Here is a 15,752-nt window from a genome sequence, read left to right on the forward strand (position 1 = left end):
TCGCGCACAAGGTGCGCTCCTGCAGCATCTACACTCCGTGGGATGACGATGGACGAATTCGAAATGCTGATCCGCGCCGTGCCCGACTTCCCGCAGCCGGGCGTCGTGTTCCGCGATGTCACGCCGCTGCTGGCCGATGCCGGTGCCTTCGCGCGCTGCATCGATGCCCTTGCCGAGCCCTGGCTGGGCGAGGGCGTGCGGGCGGTGTGCGGGATCGAGTCGCGCGGCTTCATCTTCGGCGCCGCACTCGCGCAGAAGCTCGACGCGGGCTTCGTGCCGCTGCGCAAGCCGGGCAAGCTGCCGCCGCCGGTGGTCGGCATCGACTACGCGCTGGAGTACGGCCACGACCGGCTGGAAGTGCGCTCCGATGCATTGGTGCGCGGCGAACGCGCGCTGCTGATCGACGACGTGCTCGCCACCGGCGGCACGCTGGCCGCGGCGCAGGCGCTGCTCGAACGGCTCGGCGTCGAACTGGTGGGGGCGGCCGTGGTGATCGAACTGGAGGCGCTCGCGGGCAGGGCGCGCTGGCAGGGCAAGGCGCCGCTGCGCGCGCTACTGCGCTACTGAGCAGCGCCTTCGGCCAGCAACGCGACCACCGCCTCGCGCGCCTGCCCGGCCAGCGCACTGCGCTCGTGGGGCACCAGCCCCTGGCTGGACAGCGGCTCGCCGATGCGCACCACGATGCGTCCCGGACGCACGCGAAAGCCCGCCGCCGGCAATACCCGGCCACTGCCCTCGATCGCCACCGGCACCACCGCCACGCCGGCCTCGATCGCCAACTGGAAGGCGCCGCCCTTGAATGGGCCCACACGGCCGCGGCTGCGGGTGCCTTCCGGGAACGCACAAACGCTGGCCCCACCCCGCACGACCTCGACCGCCGCACGCAGCCGGCGCGCCGAACTGCGCGCGCTGGCGCGCTCGATGAACACCATGCCCATGGCCCGTGCATACCAGCCCACGAACGGCACCTTCGCCAGCTCCTGCTTCAGCACGAAACGCAACGGCACCGGCACCGCGCGGAACAGCGCACAGACGTCGATCATCGACTGGTGATTGGCCACGATGACGTGCGGCCGCGACCAGTCGACCCGCTCCAGTCCGTGCACTTCCAGCCGCGCGCCGGCGCCGCGCAGCAGCCCGGGCGCCCAGCAGCGCGAGGCCATCCGCAGCGGCCAGTGGCGCCCGCCGGTGAGCAGGCGCACCAGCAGCGCCAGGGCAATCCAGGCGGCAGTCCAGAGCAGGGTGAACAGCAATTGCAGCGCGTTGAACAACGCCCACGCGAAGCGGCTCATACACGCGATCCGGAAGGTTTCATCACACGGCGTCCCTGCGGGCTGAACCGAAAATGATACGGGCCGGACCCCGGACTCGAACAGGTGTGCCCGCCGTCTTGAAGGCCACTGAGACGCCCCTATTTCATGCGCATCGCGGCGGGGGCCGCCCTGTGATTTCCGAAGGATCCACACCATGCGGATGGACAAACTCACCTCGCGTTTCCAGCAGGCGCTGGCCGACGCCCAGTCGCTGGCCGTGGGCCGCGACAACAACATCCTGGAACCGGCGCATGTCATGGCCGCGCTGCTCGACCAGCAGGGCGGCTCGACCGCGCCGCTGCTGACCCAGGCGCACGTCAACGTGCCGGCGCTGCGCGAGCGCGTCGGCGAGATCCTCGGCCGGCTGCCGCAGGTGCGCGGACAGGAGGGCAACATCAGCGTCGGCAACGACCTGACCCGCCTGCTCAACCTCACCGACAAGCTGGCGCAGCAGCGCGGCGACCAGTTCATCGCCAGCGAGCTGTTCGTGCTGGCGGCGCTGGAGGACAAGGGCGAGGTCGGCGCGGCGCTGAAGGCCGCCGGCGCCACCAAGGCCAACCTGGAGGCCGCGATCGAGAAGGTCCGCGGCGGCGAAAAGGTGCAGAGCGAGAACGCCGAGGACCAGCGCCAGGCGCTGGAGAAGTACTGCGTCGACCTCACCTCGCGTGCCGAGAGCGGCAAGCTCGATCCGGTGATCGGCCGCGACGAGGAGATTCGCCGCACCATCCAGGTGCTGCAGCGGCGCACCAAGAACAATCCGGTGCTGATCGGCGAGCCGGGCGTGGGCAAGACCGCGATCGTCGAGGGGCTGGCCCAGCGCATCGTCAAGGGCGAGGTGCCGGAAGGGCTGCGCGACCGCCGCGTGCTGGCGCTGGACATGGGCGCGCTTATTGCCGGCGCCAAGTTCCGCGGCGAGTTCGAAGAACGCCTCAAGGCGGTGCTGAACGACCTGGCCAAGCAGGAAGGTCGAGTGATCCTGTTCATCGACGAGCTGCACACCATGGTCGGCGCCGGCAAGGCCGAGGGCGCGATGGATGCGGGCAACATGCTCAAGCCTGCGCTCGCGCGCGGCGAGCTGCACTGCATCGGCGCCACCACGCTGGACGAGTACCGCAAGTACATCGAGAAGGACGCCGCACTGGAGCGCCGCTTCCAGAAGGTGTTCGTCGGCGAGCCGAGCGTGGAGGACACCATCGCCATCCTGCGCGGCCTCAAGGAGCGCTATGCGGTGCACCACGGCGTGGAGATCACCGACCCGGCGATCGTCGCCGCCGCCACGCTGTCCAATCGCTACATCACCGACCGCCAGCTGCCGGACAAGGCGATCGACCTGATGGACGAGGCCGCCTCGCGCATCCGCATGGAGATCGACTCCAAGCCGGAGGAACTGGATCGCCTGGAGCGGCGCCTGACGCAGCTGAAGATCCAGCGCGAGATGCTCAAGAAGGAAACCGACGAGGCGTCCAAGAAGCGCCTGGCGGACCTGGAAAGCGACATCGAGAAGCTCGAGCGCGAGTTCTCCGACCTCAACGAAGTGTGGAAGTCCGAGAAGGCCGCGCTGCAGGGCGCGACCAAGATCAAGGAGCAGATCGAGGCGGCGCGGCTGGAGCTCGAAGCGGCCCAGCGCCGGCAGGACTACGCCCGGATGAGCGAGATCCAGTACGGCCAGTTGCCGGAACTGGAAAAGCAGCTCGCCGCCGCGCAGGCGGCCGAGAAGCAGGAATTCAAGCTGGTGCAGGACCGCGTCACCGACGAGGAAATCGCTGAAGTGGTCTCGCGCTGGACCGGCATCCCCGTGTCCAAGATGCTCGAGGGCGAGCGCGAGAAGCTGCTCCAAATGGAAAGCGCGCTGCACAAGCGCGTGGTCGGCCAGGACGAGGCGGTGCGCGCGGTATCCGATGCGATCCGCCGCGCGCGCGCCGGCCTGTCCGATCCGAACCGGCCCTACGGCTCGTTCCTGTTCTTAGGTCCCACCGGCGTGGGCAAGACCGAGCTTTGCAAGGCGCTGGCCGAGTTCCTGTTCGACACGCAGGAGGCGATGGTGCGCATCGACATGAGCGAGTTCATGGAGAAGCACTCGGTCGCCCGCCTGATCGGCGCGCCCCCCGGCTACGTCGGCTACGAGGAAGGCGGTTATCTGACCGAGGCGGTGCGTCGCCGGCCGTACGCGGTGATCCTGCTGGACGAGGTGGAGAAGGCGCACCCGGACGTGTTCAACATCCTGCTGCAGGTGCTGGACGACGGCCGCCTGACCGACGGGCAAGGCCGCACGGTCGACTTCCGCAACACCGTCATCGTGATGACCTCGAACCTTGGCTCGCAGATGATCCAGGATGCGGCCGACACCGGCGGTGATCAGGAGGAGCAGTACACCAAGATGAAGGCGGCGGTGATGGGCGTGGTGCAGGCGCACTTCCGGCCCGAGTTCATCAACCGCCTGGACGAACTGGTGGTGTTCCGGCCGCTGGAGAAGGACCAGATCCGCGCCATCGCGAAGATCCAGCTGGCCTACCTGGAGAAGCGCCTGGCCGAGCGCGACCTCAGGCTGGAAATCGGCGACAACGCCCTGGCCCTGCTGGGCAACGTGGGCTTCGACCCGGTCTATGGCGCGCGGCCGCTCAAGCGGGCGATCCAGCAGCAGCTGGAGAACCCGCTGGCCAGGGAGATCCTGGAAGGGCGCTTTGCACCGGGCACCACGATCCACGTGGATGCCGAGGGCGGGCACCTGACCTTCAAGGCCACCTGACGCCGCCTGGCTCCTCTCCCCTCCGGGAAGAGGGGGCTGGGGTGAGGGGTCGATTGTCGCGAGTAGCGCTCGTCCAGCGCGTTCTGCTTTTCTCGTCTCAGGTGCCGCCTGATCGACCTTTGCCGCAAGAGTGACCCCTCACCCCAACCCTCTCCCCAGAAGGGAGAGGGGGCTGGCTCGTGGCTTCGTGCCGACTACCAGCTGTAGCGCACCTTCCCGTACACGTAGGCGCCGTTGAAACCGAACGGCGAGAACACGCTGTACGGCATCGCGCCGTTGTTGTCGCTCGCCTGGATCACCCGGTCCGGATAGCTGTCGAACACGTTGTCCGCACCTACCGTGAACATCCACCGGTCCAGCGAGTAGTTGAGCGCCAGGTCGAACAGCCACTTCGAATCGAAGGTCTGATCCAGCGCCGGGTTGGTCGAGTTGTACGAGGTGAAACTGCCGTAGCGCGTCAGCGTGCTGTCCAGGCTCCAGCGGCCGTTGGTGTAGAGCCAGTTGAAGATCAGCTTGCTGCGCGGCGTGGTGTCGGCCAGCAGACCGTACTGGTCGCGGCGGTCGATGCGCTTGAAACTCACGCCGAGCGCGTCGAGCACGGCCGGGTTCGGCCGCACGTCGGTCACTTCGTTCTTGTTGTAGTTGAAGCTGACGGTGGTGTGCAGCGAGGCGCCGTCGCCCACGTCGAAGAGGTAGCTGGCGACCAGGTCGATGCCGCGGGTGCGGGTGTTCACCGCGTTGGTGAAGTAGGAGATGCCGCTGAAATTGGTGTTGGTGATGCCATTGGCGGCGAGGTAGTCGCGCACCGCCGGCGAGGTGGTGGAAATCGTGCTGGAGAGCGTGACACGGTCGCGGATCTTGATTTGGTAGAGATCCGCGCTGAGGTCCAGTCCGTCGACCGGGCTCCACACGGCACCGAAGGTGAGGTTGCGCGATTTCTCCGGCTTCAATGGCTCGCCGCCCAGCAGCGTGGCGATGGCGCTGGTGGAGGACACCAGTCCGGTGTTGTAGATGCCTGCCGGCAGGCCCAGCGAATTGCCCTCGCCGAAGTACAGCGAGGAGGTGTAGGAGTAGTACTGCTGCGCCAGTGACGGCGCACGGAAGCCGGTCGAGGCGCTGCCGCGCAGGGCGAAGCGGTCGGTGAAGTCGAAGCGGGCGGCCAGCGCGCCGGAGGTGGTGGTGCCGAAGTCCGAGTAGTCCTCGTGGCGCACCGCGAGGGACGTGCCCAGGCGGTCGGTCAGATTGGTCTCCACGCTCACGTACTCGGCCACGTCGTGCCGGTCGTGCGAGCCGGCGTTGGCTGGCTGGTAGCCGCCGAAGCCCTGCGCGCCGCCGGAGAAACCCGACGTGCCGGTGTAGTAGGAGGGCAGGTCGCCGGCGCGGATCTGATAGCTCTGGCGCAGGTATTCGGCGCCGAAGGCGAGCGTAACGTCGTTGGGCAGCCAGCCGACTGACAGGTCCTTGGCGATGTCCACGTCCAGCGACTGCTGCGCGGCATCCAGGATGCCGTCGTGGAAGCGCGTAGGCGTGTTGCCGAAGTCGTTGAGGTAGGCGCGGTTGAGTGTGTTGAACGTTGCGTAGGACACCCGGTTGCCGCCGTAGTTGCCCGAGACGTCCCAGCGCCAGCCACCGTCGGTCTTGCCGTGGATGCCCACCACCAGCGAGCGGTCGGTGGCCCTGGCGTTCTCCAGAGGAAGATAACCGTTGGGGTAGAGCGAAGGCACCGCGTTGGCGTTGCTCAGGTTGCGGAAGAACGCCGGCGACACCGAGTCGCGCTTGCCGTAATGGCCGAAGGCGTACAGCTGCGCGCCGCCGACGTCGTACTGCCCGTTGAGCATCAGATTGCGGTCGGTCACCTCCGGATCGCCGTAGCGCTGGGTGACGCCTTCCTGTGGGCGCGTGCGGTTGGGGCCGGCGCGATTGGTGTAGTCCTGGTGGCCGGCTTGCGCGGTGAAGCGGATCCAGCCGGCATCGGACAGCGGGATGCCTGCGCTGGCCGAGCCCTGCCACTTGCGCCCGTCGCCGGCCGAGTACTGGCCGCCCGACAGCGCCACGTCCCCGCCCTCGGCGCCTTTCTTGAGCACGATGTTGATCACGCCGGCGATGGCGTCGGAGCCGTATTGCGCCGAGGCGCCGTCGCGCAATACCTCGATATGGTCGATGGCGTCGATCGGAATGGTGTTGAGGTCGACCGCCTGCGAGCCGCGGCCCAGCACGCCGTTGGTCAGGATGATCGCGCCCGGGTGCCAGCGCTTGCCGTCGACCAGCACCAGCACCTGGTCGGGCGACAGGCCGCGCAGCTGCGCGGGCCGCTGCGAATCGGCGGTATCGGCGGCGGAGGGGCGTGGGAAGGTCAGCGAGGGAATCACGCGAGCCAGCGCGGTGGAGAGCTCGGTGGTGCCGGTCTGCTTGAGCAGTTGCGCCGAAACCACGTCCACCGGCGTGAGCGAACTGCTTTCGGTGCGGTTGTCCGCGCGCGTACCGGTGACGATCACGGTGCCCAGGTTCTTCGCGCTCTTGGTGCCCAGGGAGGTGTCCTGCGCGTGGGTTGCGGAGCAGGCGAACAGCACCGCCGCGGGGAGCAGCGCCAGGCGGAGGAAACGGTGGGGATGATTCACGGGGAACTCCTGTCACGGGTGTGGCGATGCGCAGCCGATGGTGGCATCGGGATCGACGGACGTATCGACGTCCACAGGGGCGCGCGCAGGCGTGGTGTCGCGTGGAATCCATGCGCGCCTGGAGGCAGGCTACTCCCGGCGCCACGCCCGCGCCAAGGCGCGCGGCATTGAAATCGCGACCGGCGACTCGATAATGCGCACCAGCATTTCAGGGCTGCCTGCCCGGAGTTGTCACCCATGCCGATCTACGAATTCGAATGTGCCCAGTGCGGTCACCGTTTCGACCGCCTGCAGAAACTGTCCGACCCGGACCCGTCCGCCTGCCCGTCCTGCGAGGCGCCGCGCGTGCAGCGCAAGCTGAGCGCGCCCGCGTTCCGCCTCGCCGGAAGTGGCTGGTACGAAACGGACTTCAAGAAGGATGGGGACAAGAAACGCAACCTGGCCGGTGACGGCGACGCCAAGGCGGCCGCGCCGGCGCCCGCGCCCGCCCCGGCTGCCGAGAGCAAGCCCGCCTCCAGCGGGGACTGACCCGGCGAACATCCTGCAGGAGCGCACCTGGGCGCGAACCGGACGCATCCGGTCGCTCGCAGGCGCGCGCCTGCAGGTTCGTGGCCGGCGCGGATGCTAAAATCGCCCGTTCGCACGCCTCGAACGGCGCCATCCCCGGAGTTTCCCTTCCTATGCGCACGCATTACTGCGGCCTCATCGACGAGTCGCTGGTTGGCCAGACCGTCACCCTGTGCGGCTGGGTCAACACGATCCGCCTGCAGAGCCACGTCGCCTTCATCGACCTGCGCGACCACGAGGGCATCGCCCAGGTCGTCGTGGAGCGCGAGAACGCGGATGCGTTCGCGGTGGCGGGCGAGGTCGGCAACGAATACTGCCTGAAGGTCATCGGCACGATCCGCAAGCGCCTGTCGGTCAACGACAAGCTCAAGACGGGCACGGTGGAACTGGTCGCCGACACGGTCGAGGTGCTCAATGCGGCGAAGGACCTGCCCTTCGCGATGCACGAGAATCCCAACGAGGACCTGCGGATGACCTACCGCTACCTCGACCTGCGCCGCCCGGAAATGCAGACCATGATGCGCCGGCGCATCAAGCTGGTGCAGGCGCTGCGCCGTTATCTGGACGCGCGCGGCTTCCAGGACATCGAGACGCCGATCCTGACCAAGGCCACGCCCGAGGGCGCGCGCGACTACCTGGTGCCCAGCCGCGTGCATCCGGGCCAGTTCTATGCGCTGCCGCAGTCGCCGCAGCTGTTCAAGCAGATCCTGATGATGGCCGGCTTCGACCGCTACTACCAGATCGCGCGCTGCTTCCGCGACGAGGACCTGCGCGCCGACCGCCAGCCGGAATTCACCCAGCTCGACCTGGAGTTCGCGTTCGTCGAAGAGCAGGACGTGCAGGACTTCGTCGAAGGGCTGATCCGCCACGTGTTCAAGGAAGTGGTCGACGTCGAGCTGGACGCCACGTTCCCCCGCATGACCTACGCCGAGGCGATGCGCCGCTTCGGTTCGGACAAGCCGGACCTGCGCATCGCGCTGGAACTGGTGGACGTGGCCGAGGCGCTCAAGGGCGTCGAGTTCAAGGTATTCGCCGAGCCGGCCAACGACCCGGCCGGCCGCGTGGCCGCGCTGCGCGTTCCGGGTGGCGTGGCGCTCTCGCGCAAGGACATCGACGGGCTGACCGAGTACGTCGCCCGGTACGGCGCCAAGGGGCTGGCCTGGATCAAGGTCGAGGACCGCGCCAAGGGCCGCGAGGGCATCAGCTCGCCGGTGGCCAAGTTCCTCGACGACGCGGCGCTGGAGGCCGCGCTGACCGCCACCGGTGCGCAGAGCGGCGACATCGTGTTCGTCGGCGCCGGCAAGTGGAAGACCGTGACCGACTTCATGGGGGCCTTGCGCCTGAAGGTCGGCAAGGACCGCGGCCTGGTCGAGGCGGGCTGGAAGCCGCTGTGGGTCACCGACTTCCCGATGTTCGAGTACAATGAGGAGGAGCAGCGTTACGTCGCGCTGCACCACCCGTTCACCGCGCCCAAGGTCGATGACATCGCCGACCTGAAGGCCAATGCGTCTACCGCGGTGAGCCGTGGCTACGATATGGTGCTCAATGGCAACGAGATCGGCGGCGGCTCGATCCGTATCCATCGGCCGGAGATGCAGAGCGCGGTGTTCGAGTTGCTCGGCATCGGCGCGGAGGAGGCCGAGGCCAAGTTCGGCTTCCTGCTCAAGGCGCTCAAGTTCGGCGCGCCGCCGCACGGCGGCCTGGCCTTCGGCATCGACCGTATCGCCGCGCTGATGGCCGGTACCGAGTCGATCCGCGACGTGATCGCCTTCCCCAAGACCACCAGCGCGCAGGACCTGATGACCGATGCGCCCTCGCCGGTGGCCGAGGCGCAGCTGAAGGAGCTGCACGTCAACGTCGCAGGCTGACCTGATCCCGTAGGGTGGGCTTCAGCCCACCTGGCCACCACGCCCCGCACGCCCCGAGATGGGCTTCACGTCCACCCAGCGACGTCCGGTTCGCCAGGTCTGCCATGTCCCCAGAACCGCCCGAATCCTCCATCCCGAATCCCGAATCCCGGCCCCCTGAGCAGATCGTCCTGCTGCACGGCCTGTGGATGCGCGGCTTCGCGCTGGGCCTGCTGCACAAGCGGCTGGCCGATGCCGGCTTCGCCGTCGACCGCTTCGACTACATGAGCGTGGTCTCCTCGCAGGAACGCATCGTCGAGCGCCTGCACCTGCGCATGCAGCGCTTTGCGCCCGGGCCGGTGCATCTGGTCGGCCACAGCCTGGGCGGCCTGCTGGCGTTGCAGGCCTGCCGCGAAGCGGCCGACCTGCCGCCGGGCCGGATCGTCTGCCTGGGTTCCCCGCTGCAGGGCAGTGCCGCGGCGCGCGGCTTCGCCGGCTTCGGGCAGGGTGGCGAAGCACTGCTGGGCCACAACCGCGAACTGCTCGAACACGGCATGGAGCGCTGGGACGGCACGCGCGAGGTGGGCGTCATCGCCGGGCGCGTGCCGATCGGCCTCGGGGCGATGCTCGCGCATATCGAAGGCGAGCACGATGGCACCGTGGCGGTCGCCGAGACCCGGTTGCCGGGCCTCACCGACCACTGCGTGGTCGAGACCAGCCACACCGGGCTGGTGCTTTCGGCCGATGCCGCGCACCAGGTGGTGCAGTTCCTGCAGAACGGTCGTTTTGACTCCCTGTAGGAGCGCCCTTGGGCGCGACCGCCGGGCCGGTCGCGCCCAAGGGCGCTCCTGCAGGGGGTTTGTCGGCGCGGCCACCGGTTGGAGTAAAATCGGCCGCTTGTCCATTGTTCAGGTTTCCCGCCATGGGTAGAGGCCCGTCCATCGAAGGCCGCAAGAACGCCGAAGACGCCAAGCGCGCCAAGGTGTTCACCAAGCTGATCCGCGAGATCACCGTCGCCACCCGCGCCGGCGTCGCCGACCCGGCCGCCAACCCGCGCCTGCGCGCCGCGGTGGACAAGGCGCTGTCGGCCAACATGACCAAGGACACCATCGAGCGCGCGATCAAGCGCGGCTCGGGTGCCGAGGGCGGCGGCGAGGAACTGCGCTATGAGGGCTACGGCCCGGGCGGCGTCGCGATGATCATCGAATGCTTCACCGACAACCCCACCCGCACCGTCGCCGACGTGCGCCACGCGCTGACCAGGCACGGCGGCAACCTGGGCACCTCCGGCTCGGTGGCGTTCCAGTTCACCCGTTGCGGCGAGCTGACGTTCGCCACCGGCGGTGACGAGGCGGCCGAGGAAAAGGTGCTGGAGGCGGCGCTGGAAGCCGGCGCCGACGACGTGATCAACGAGCACGGCGAGAGCACCGTGATCTGCACACCGGAAAACTTCGAAGCGGTGCAGCAGGCGCTGGCCGACGCCGGCCTGGAATCGCTGCACGCGGGCGTGGGCATGCGCGCGAACAACCGCGTGGCCGTTCCCGAGGACGTGCTCGAACCGCTGACCGACCTGCTCGAGCGCCTCGATGCGCTGGACGACGTGAGCGAGGTCTATCACAACGCGCAGCTGCCATGAGGCCGGGAATGGGGAATGGGGAATGGGAAATCGTTGGGTCGCGGAAGCGTACGCAGCGCTCCCGTGGCTGAGCGTGTGCCGGATCTGCCGTGGCTCTGAACCATTCCCCATTGACCATTCCCCATTGCCGGATCATCGGCATCGACCCCGGCAGCCAGCGCACCGGCTTCGGGATCATCGATGTCGATGCGGTGGGCAAGCTCACGCACGTGCACCACGGTGCGCTGGCGGTAGCCGGCGAGGACACCTTCCCGCTGCGCCTGAAACGCATCTTTGACGAGCTCACCCTCATCATCGGCGACCATCAGCCGGCCGAGTGCGGTATCGAACGCGTGTTCATGGCGCGCAATCCGGATTCGGCGCTGAAACTCGGCCAGGCGCGCGGCGCAGCGATCTGCGCGGTGGCGGCAAGGGGCCTGGCGGTGCACGAGTACGCGCCCACCGAGATCAAGCAGGCGGTGGTCGGCAGCGGCCGCGGCGACAAGACGCAGGTGCAGCACATGGTCGGCATCCTGCTCGGCCTGAAGGGGCCGCTGCAGCCGGACGCGGCCGACGCGCTGGCGATCGCGGTCACCCATGCGCACACGCGCGCGAGCCTCGCGCGCGTGGGCATTCCCCGTACGGCCTGGAGGCGGCGATGATCGGACGACTGCGCGGCACCCTGGTTTCCAAGCAGCCGCCCTGGCTGCTGGTGGAGGTCGGCGGCGTCGGCTACGAGCTCGAAGCGCCGATGTCGACCATCTACGACCTGCCGCAGACCGGCAAGGAAGTGACCCTGCTCACCCACTACGCGGTGAAGGAGGACAGCGTCGCGCTGTACGGCTTCCTGCGCGAGGACGAGCGCGCGCTGTTCCGCAACCTGCAGAAGGTCTCGGGCATCGGCGCGAAGATCTCGCTGGCGGTGCTGTCGGGCGTGTCCACCGCCGATTTCGCGCGACTGGTGCAGGCCGGCGACGTGGTGGCGCTGACCAAGATCCCGGGTATCGGCAAGAAGACCGCCGAGCGCATCGTGGTGGAGCTGCGCGACCGCGTGGAAGGCTTGGGCGCAAGCCTGCCGGGCGCGTCCGGCAAGGGCGCCGGCGTCCCGCTGGATCCGGCGGGAGAAGCCACCGTGGCGTTGCAGCAATTGGGCTACAAGCCTGCTGAAGTTACCCGCCTCGTGCAAAAAGTCGCCGCCGAAGGCGACGATGCCGAAGCGATCATCCGCAAGGCGCTGCGCGCCGCACTGGGCCACTAATGGCCCGGGTGCACGAGCGAGAGATATGAACGACGCAACCCGCAACGCGCCACCGCCGGCCGAGTCCGAGCCCGACGAAAAGTTGCACGGCACCAAGACGGCACTGGTCCTGGGCGCCATCGGCGTGGTGTTCGGCGACATCGGCACCAGCCCGCTGTACACGCTGGCGGAGGTGTTTCGCCCCGAGTACGGCCTGCACCCCTCCGAAAGCACCGTGCTGGGCGTGCTCTCGCTGGTCACCTGGGCGCTGATCATCGTGGTGGCGATCAAGTACGTCACGCTGGTGATGCGCGCGGACAACCGCGGCGAAGGCGGCATCATGGCGCTGATGACGCTGGCCCAGCGCGCGGTCGGCGGATCGCCGATGGCGCGGCGGGTGGTGATGCTGATGGCATTGCTCGGCGCGGCATTGTTCTTCGGCGACGGCGTGATCACACCGTCGATCTCGGTGCTTTCGGCGGTCGAGGGCCTGGAAGTGGTGGCGCCGTCGCTGGATCACTGGGTGGTGCCGCTGGCGGTGGCGGTGCTGCTGGGCCTGTTCTGGCTGCAGAAGCACGGCACGGCCAAGGTCGGCGCGCTGTTCGGGCCGGTCATGGCGATCTGGTTTCTGACCCTCGCCGTCATCGGCGTGTGGAACATCATCCAGGCGCCGGAGGTCCTCAAGGCGCTCTCGCCCTGGTACGCGGTGCGCTTCTTCGCCTCGCACGGGACCATCTCCTTCGTCGCGCTCGGTGCCGTGGTGCTGTGCGTGACCGGCGCCGAAGCGCTGTATACCGACATGGGTCACTTCGGCCGTTTCCCCATCCGCACCGCCTGGTTCTTCTTCGTGCTGCCCTCGTTGCTGCTCAACTACTACGGCCAGGGCGGATTGCTGTTGCGGGAACCGGAAGCGGCGGTCAATCCGTTCTTCCATGCGGTGCCCGAGTGGGCGGGCTATCCGATGATCGCGCTGGCTACCGCGGCGGCGGTGATCGCCTCGCAGGCGGTGATCTCCGGCGCGTTCTCGGTGACTCGCCAGGCGATCCAGCTCGGCTTCGTGCCGCGCATGCAGGTGGTGCATACCTCGCGCGAGGCGATCGGCCACATCTTCCTGCCGTGGGTGAACCGCGCGCTGATGGTGATGGTGATCCTGACCGTGGTCGGGTTTGGCTCGTCCAAGGCACTGGGCGGCGCCTACGGCATAGCGGTGACCGGCACCATGGCGATCGACACGCTGCTGGTGATGCTGGTGGCGTGGCGTCGCTGGAACTGGAGCCTGGCCGCAGTGATTCCGCTGACCATCGGCCTGCTGTGCGTGGATCTGTCGTTCTTCGGCGCCAACACGCTCAAGATCCCCGACGGCGGCTGGTTCCCGCTGGTGCTGGGCCTGTTCCTGTTCGCCGTGATGACCACCTGGCGTCGCGGCCGCGAGCTGGTGGTGCGCGAGATCAAGCAGGGCGGACTGGCGCTGGCCCCGTTCATCGAGAACATGGCCGAGCACCCGCCGCTGCGCGTGCCGGGTACGGCGGTGTTCCTCACCGCCAACCAGTACGCGGTTCCGCACGCGCTGCTGCACAACCTCAAGCACAACAAGGTGCTGCACGAGCGCAACGTCATGCTGACCGTGCAGATCCTGGAAACGCCGGTGGCCGAGGCCGACGAGCGCATCGAGATCACGCCGATGGATGGCGGCTTCTACGGGCTGGAGCTGCGCTTCGGCTTCGCGGAGGACCCCAACATCCCGCACGCGCTGTCGCTGTGCGGTCGCGAGGGGCTGACCTTCGACCTGATGGACACCACCTTCTTCCTCTCGCGCGAAACCATCGTCGCCGACGCAAGACGCCCCGGCATGGCGCTGTGGCGCGACAAGCTGTTCGCCTTCCTCGCCCGCAACGCGCTGCCGGCGACCGCCTTCTTCCAGATCCCCGGCAACCGGCTGATCGAGCTGGGCGCGCAGGTGGAGATCTGATGCTCCCCTCCCCTGGCGCAGCCAGCTGATCGAGCTGGGCGCGCAGGTGGAGATCTGAAGCTCCCTCTCCCCCGGCGCAGCCGGGGGAGAGGGTTGGGGAGAGGGGGAGGCCTTTGCTCTTTGCCCGCAGTCGTTTGCGTCCCACGGCGCAACCACGGAGTAACAACGTCCGCACGAACCGCCTTTCGCCAGGCCAGCGAAAAGCCCCCTCTCCCCGCCCCTCTCCCCCGGCTGCGCCGGGGGAGAGGGGGCAAAGCGGTGCCATAATGGCCGCATGACCGAAGCGCGCATCATCACCCCGGCCGCCCAGCTTGACGACGAGGCGCTGGAAGCCTCGATCCGCCCCAAGCGCCTGGACGAATACCTGGGCCAGCAGGCGGTGCGCGAGCAGTTGTCGATCTATATCGAGGCGGCCAGGAAGCGCGGCGGCGCGCTCGACCATGTGCTGATCTTCGGGCCGCCGGGCCTGGGCAAGACCACGCTGTCGCACGTGATCGCCAACGAGCTGGGCGTCAATGTGCGCTCGACTTCCGGGCCGGTGCTCGAGCGTGCCGGCGACCTGGCGGCACTGCTGACCAATCTCGAGAAGCACGACGTGCTGTTCGTCGACGAGATCCACCGTCTGTCGCCGGTGGTCGAGGAAGTGCTGTACCCGGCGATGGAGGACTTCCAGATCGACATCATGATCGGCGAAGGCCCGGCTGCACGTTCGATCAAGCTGGACCTGCCGCCGTTCACGCTGATCGGCGCGACCACGCGCGCCGGCCTGCTCACCGCTCCCTTGCGCGACCGTTTCGGCATCGTGCAGCGGCTGGAGTTCTACTCGCCCGAGGAGCTGACCTCGATCGTGCGGCGCTCGGCACGCATCCTGGGCATCGAGTGCGAGACCGAGGGCGCCGCGGAGATCGCCCGCCGCTCGCGCGGCACGCCGCGCATCGCCAACCGGCTGCTGCGTCGGGTTCGCGACTACGCGGAGGTCCGCGCGGGCGGCAACATCACGCTGGCGGCGGCGCAGGCGGCGATGACCATGCTGAAGGTCGACGCCGAGGGGTTCGACGACCTGGACCGGCGCATGCTCGCCACGATCATCGAGAGTTTCGACGGCGGTCCGGTCGGGGTCGAATCGCTCGCCGCGGCGCTGTCCGAGGACCGGGGCACGCTGGAGGACGTGGTCGAGCCGTACCTGATCCAGCAAGGCTTCCTGATCCGCACGGCCCGCGGACGCATGGCGTCGGCCAAGGCCTGGCGTCACATGGGCCGCAACCCGCCACCGCGGCAGGCGATGATGGGCGACATGTTCGACGGGGAAAGCTGACCTGCAAGGGTGGTGGACATGGACGCCGGTTTGATCCTGGCGCCCCCAGCACGCATGCTCTTGCGCTGGCTGACCCAAGAGCTCCCTGCATGCCCCCGACCGATCCCTTCACCTGGCCTGTCCGCGTCTACTGGGAAGACACCGACGCCGGCGGCGTGGTCTACCACGCCAGCTACCTGCGCTTCCTGGAGCGCGCCCGCAGCGAGTGGCTGCGCGCGCAGGGCGTGGACCAGCGCGCCTTCAAGGAAGCCACCGGGCTGGCGTTCCTGGTGCGCGAGATGCACCTGGACTTCCTGCGTCCGGCCCTGCTGGATGATGAATTGTCGGTGACGGTCGCCGTCAAAGAATCGCGCGCAGCCAGTATCCTGTTCAGCCAGGCGATCAGCCGGGCGGACGGCACGGAGCTGGTCCGCGCCCAGGTGCGGGTTGCCTGCGTGGACATCGGCCGCATGCGGCCGGCGCCGATCCCGGCCGACCTCATTCCCGGCCTCGCCCCCTGACGAATCACCCCGCTTTCCAAGCAGC

Annotated in this window: 13 protein-coding genes; 11 read left to right on the forward strand and 2 right to left on the reverse strand. The window is 68.3% G+C overall.

The window, feature by feature from the left end:
* The coding region (locus tag J7I44_RS04685; protein ID WP_425599742.1) for an adenine phosphoribosyltransferase at nucleotides 1-567 on the forward strand (567 nt) is incomplete at its 5' end.
* On the opposite strand, the gene J7I44_RS04690 is transcribed toward J7I44_RS04685, so the two are convergent.
* The gene (locus J7I44_RS04690) at nucleotides 561-1,292 is read right to left on the reverse strand and encodes a lysophospholipid acyltransferase family protein (protein WP_209616588.1); all 732 of its coding nucleotides are present in this window, start codon (nucleotides 1,290-1,292) and stop codon (nucleotides 561-563) included. The two genes, J7I44_RS04685 and J7I44_RS04690, sit on opposite strands and share 7 nt — an antisense overlap.
* A 175-nt stretch (nucleotides 1,293-1,467) precedes the next feature.
* Between J7I44_RS04690 and clpB the strand changes: the two genes are divergently transcribed.
* On the forward strand, nucleotides 1,468-4,059 hold the full coding sequence (clpB, locus tag J7I44_RS04695) for an ATP-dependent chaperone ClpB (protein ID WP_209616590.1): 2,592 nt from the start codon (nucleotides 1,468-1,470) through the stop codon (nucleotides 4,057-4,059).
* A 194-nt stretch (nucleotides 4,060-4,253) separates the two neighbouring features.
* Here clpB and J7I44_RS04700 read toward each other — a convergent pair whose 3' ends face one another.
* Complete coding sequence (locus tag J7I44_RS04700; RefSeq protein WP_209616592.1) at nucleotides 4,254-6,677, reverse strand: TonB-dependent receptor plug domain-containing protein; 2,424 nt, start codon at nucleotides 6,675-6,677, stop codon at nucleotides 4,254-4,256.
* Between the two features lie 237 nt (nucleotides 6,678-6,914).
* Between J7I44_RS04700 and J7I44_RS04705 the strand changes: the two genes are divergently transcribed.
* From J7I44_RS04705 to ybgC, 9 genes are all read left to right on the forward strand, one after another.
* Entirely contained in the window at nucleotides 6,915-7,205 is a 291-nt protein-coding gene (locus tag J7I44_RS04705; protein ID WP_209616595.1) for an FmdB family zinc ribbon protein, read from the forward strand.
* A 152-nt stretch (nucleotides 7,206-7,357) separates the two neighbouring features.
* Complete coding sequence (gene aspS / locus J7I44_RS04710) at nucleotides 7,358-9,112, forward strand: aspartate--tRNA ligase (RefSeq protein WP_209616599.1); 1,755 nt, start codon at nucleotides 7,358-7,360, stop codon at nucleotides 9,110-9,112.
* Between the two features lie 104 nt (nucleotides 9,113-9,216).
* The gene (locus tag J7I44_RS04715) at nucleotides 9,217-9,891 is read left to right on the forward strand and encodes an alpha/beta hydrolase (RefSeq protein WP_209616604.1); all 675 of its coding nucleotides are present in this window, start codon (nucleotides 9,217-9,219) and stop codon (nucleotides 9,889-9,891) included.
* Between the two features lie 122 nt (nucleotides 9,892-10,013).
* Nucleotides 10,014-10,727, forward strand: a complete 714-nt coding sequence (locus J7I44_RS04720; RefSeq protein ID WP_209616607.1) for a YebC/PmpR family DNA-binding transcriptional regulator — start codon at nucleotides 10,014-10,016, stop codon at nucleotides 10,725-10,727.
* A gap of 89 nt (nucleotides 10,728-10,816) precedes the next feature.
* Nucleotides 10,817-11,368: a crossover junction endodeoxyribonuclease RuvC gene (ruvC, locus tag J7I44_RS04725; RefSeq protein ID WP_342451869.1), complete on the forward strand. Its 552-nt coding sequence runs from the start codon at nucleotides 10,817-10,819 to the stop codon at nucleotides 11,366-11,368.
* Nucleotides 11,365-11,964: a Holliday junction branch migration protein RuvA gene (gene ruvA, locus J7I44_RS04730; protein ID WP_209616610.1), complete on the forward strand. Its 600-nt coding sequence runs from the start codon at nucleotides 11,365-11,367 to the stop codon at nucleotides 11,962-11,964. Before ruvC ends, ruvA begins: the two co-directional genes overlap by 4 nt.
* A 25-nt stretch (nucleotides 11,965-11,989) precedes the next feature.
* On the forward strand, nucleotides 11,990-13,912 hold the full coding sequence (locus J7I44_RS04735) for a potassium transporter Kup (RefSeq protein ID WP_209616613.1): 1,923 nt from the start codon (nucleotides 11,990-11,992) through the stop codon (nucleotides 13,910-13,912).
* A gap of 274 nt (nucleotides 13,913-14,186) precedes the next feature.
* Nucleotides 14,187-15,227 carry a Holliday junction branch migration DNA helicase RuvB gene (gene ruvB / locus J7I44_RS04740; protein ID WP_209616616.1) on the forward strand — a complete coding sequence of 347 codons (1,041 nt, stop codon included), beginning with the start codon at nucleotides 14,187-14,189 and terminating at the stop codon, nucleotides 15,225-15,227.
* Between the two features lie 89 nt (nucleotides 15,228-15,316).
* Nucleotides 15,317-15,727, forward strand: coding sequence for a tol-pal system-associated acyl-CoA thioesterase (gene ybgC, locus J7I44_RS04745; protein ID WP_209616619.1), 411 nt, complete (start codon nucleotides 15,317-15,319; stop codon nucleotides 15,725-15,727).
* Nucleotides 15,728-15,752: the final 25 nt, after the last annotated feature.

Source organism: Frateuria flava (assembly GCF_017837635.1).
Taxonomy (GTDB): Bacteria; Pseudomonadota; Gammaproteobacteria; order Xanthomonadales; family Rhodanobacteraceae; genus Frateuria_A; species Frateuria_A flava.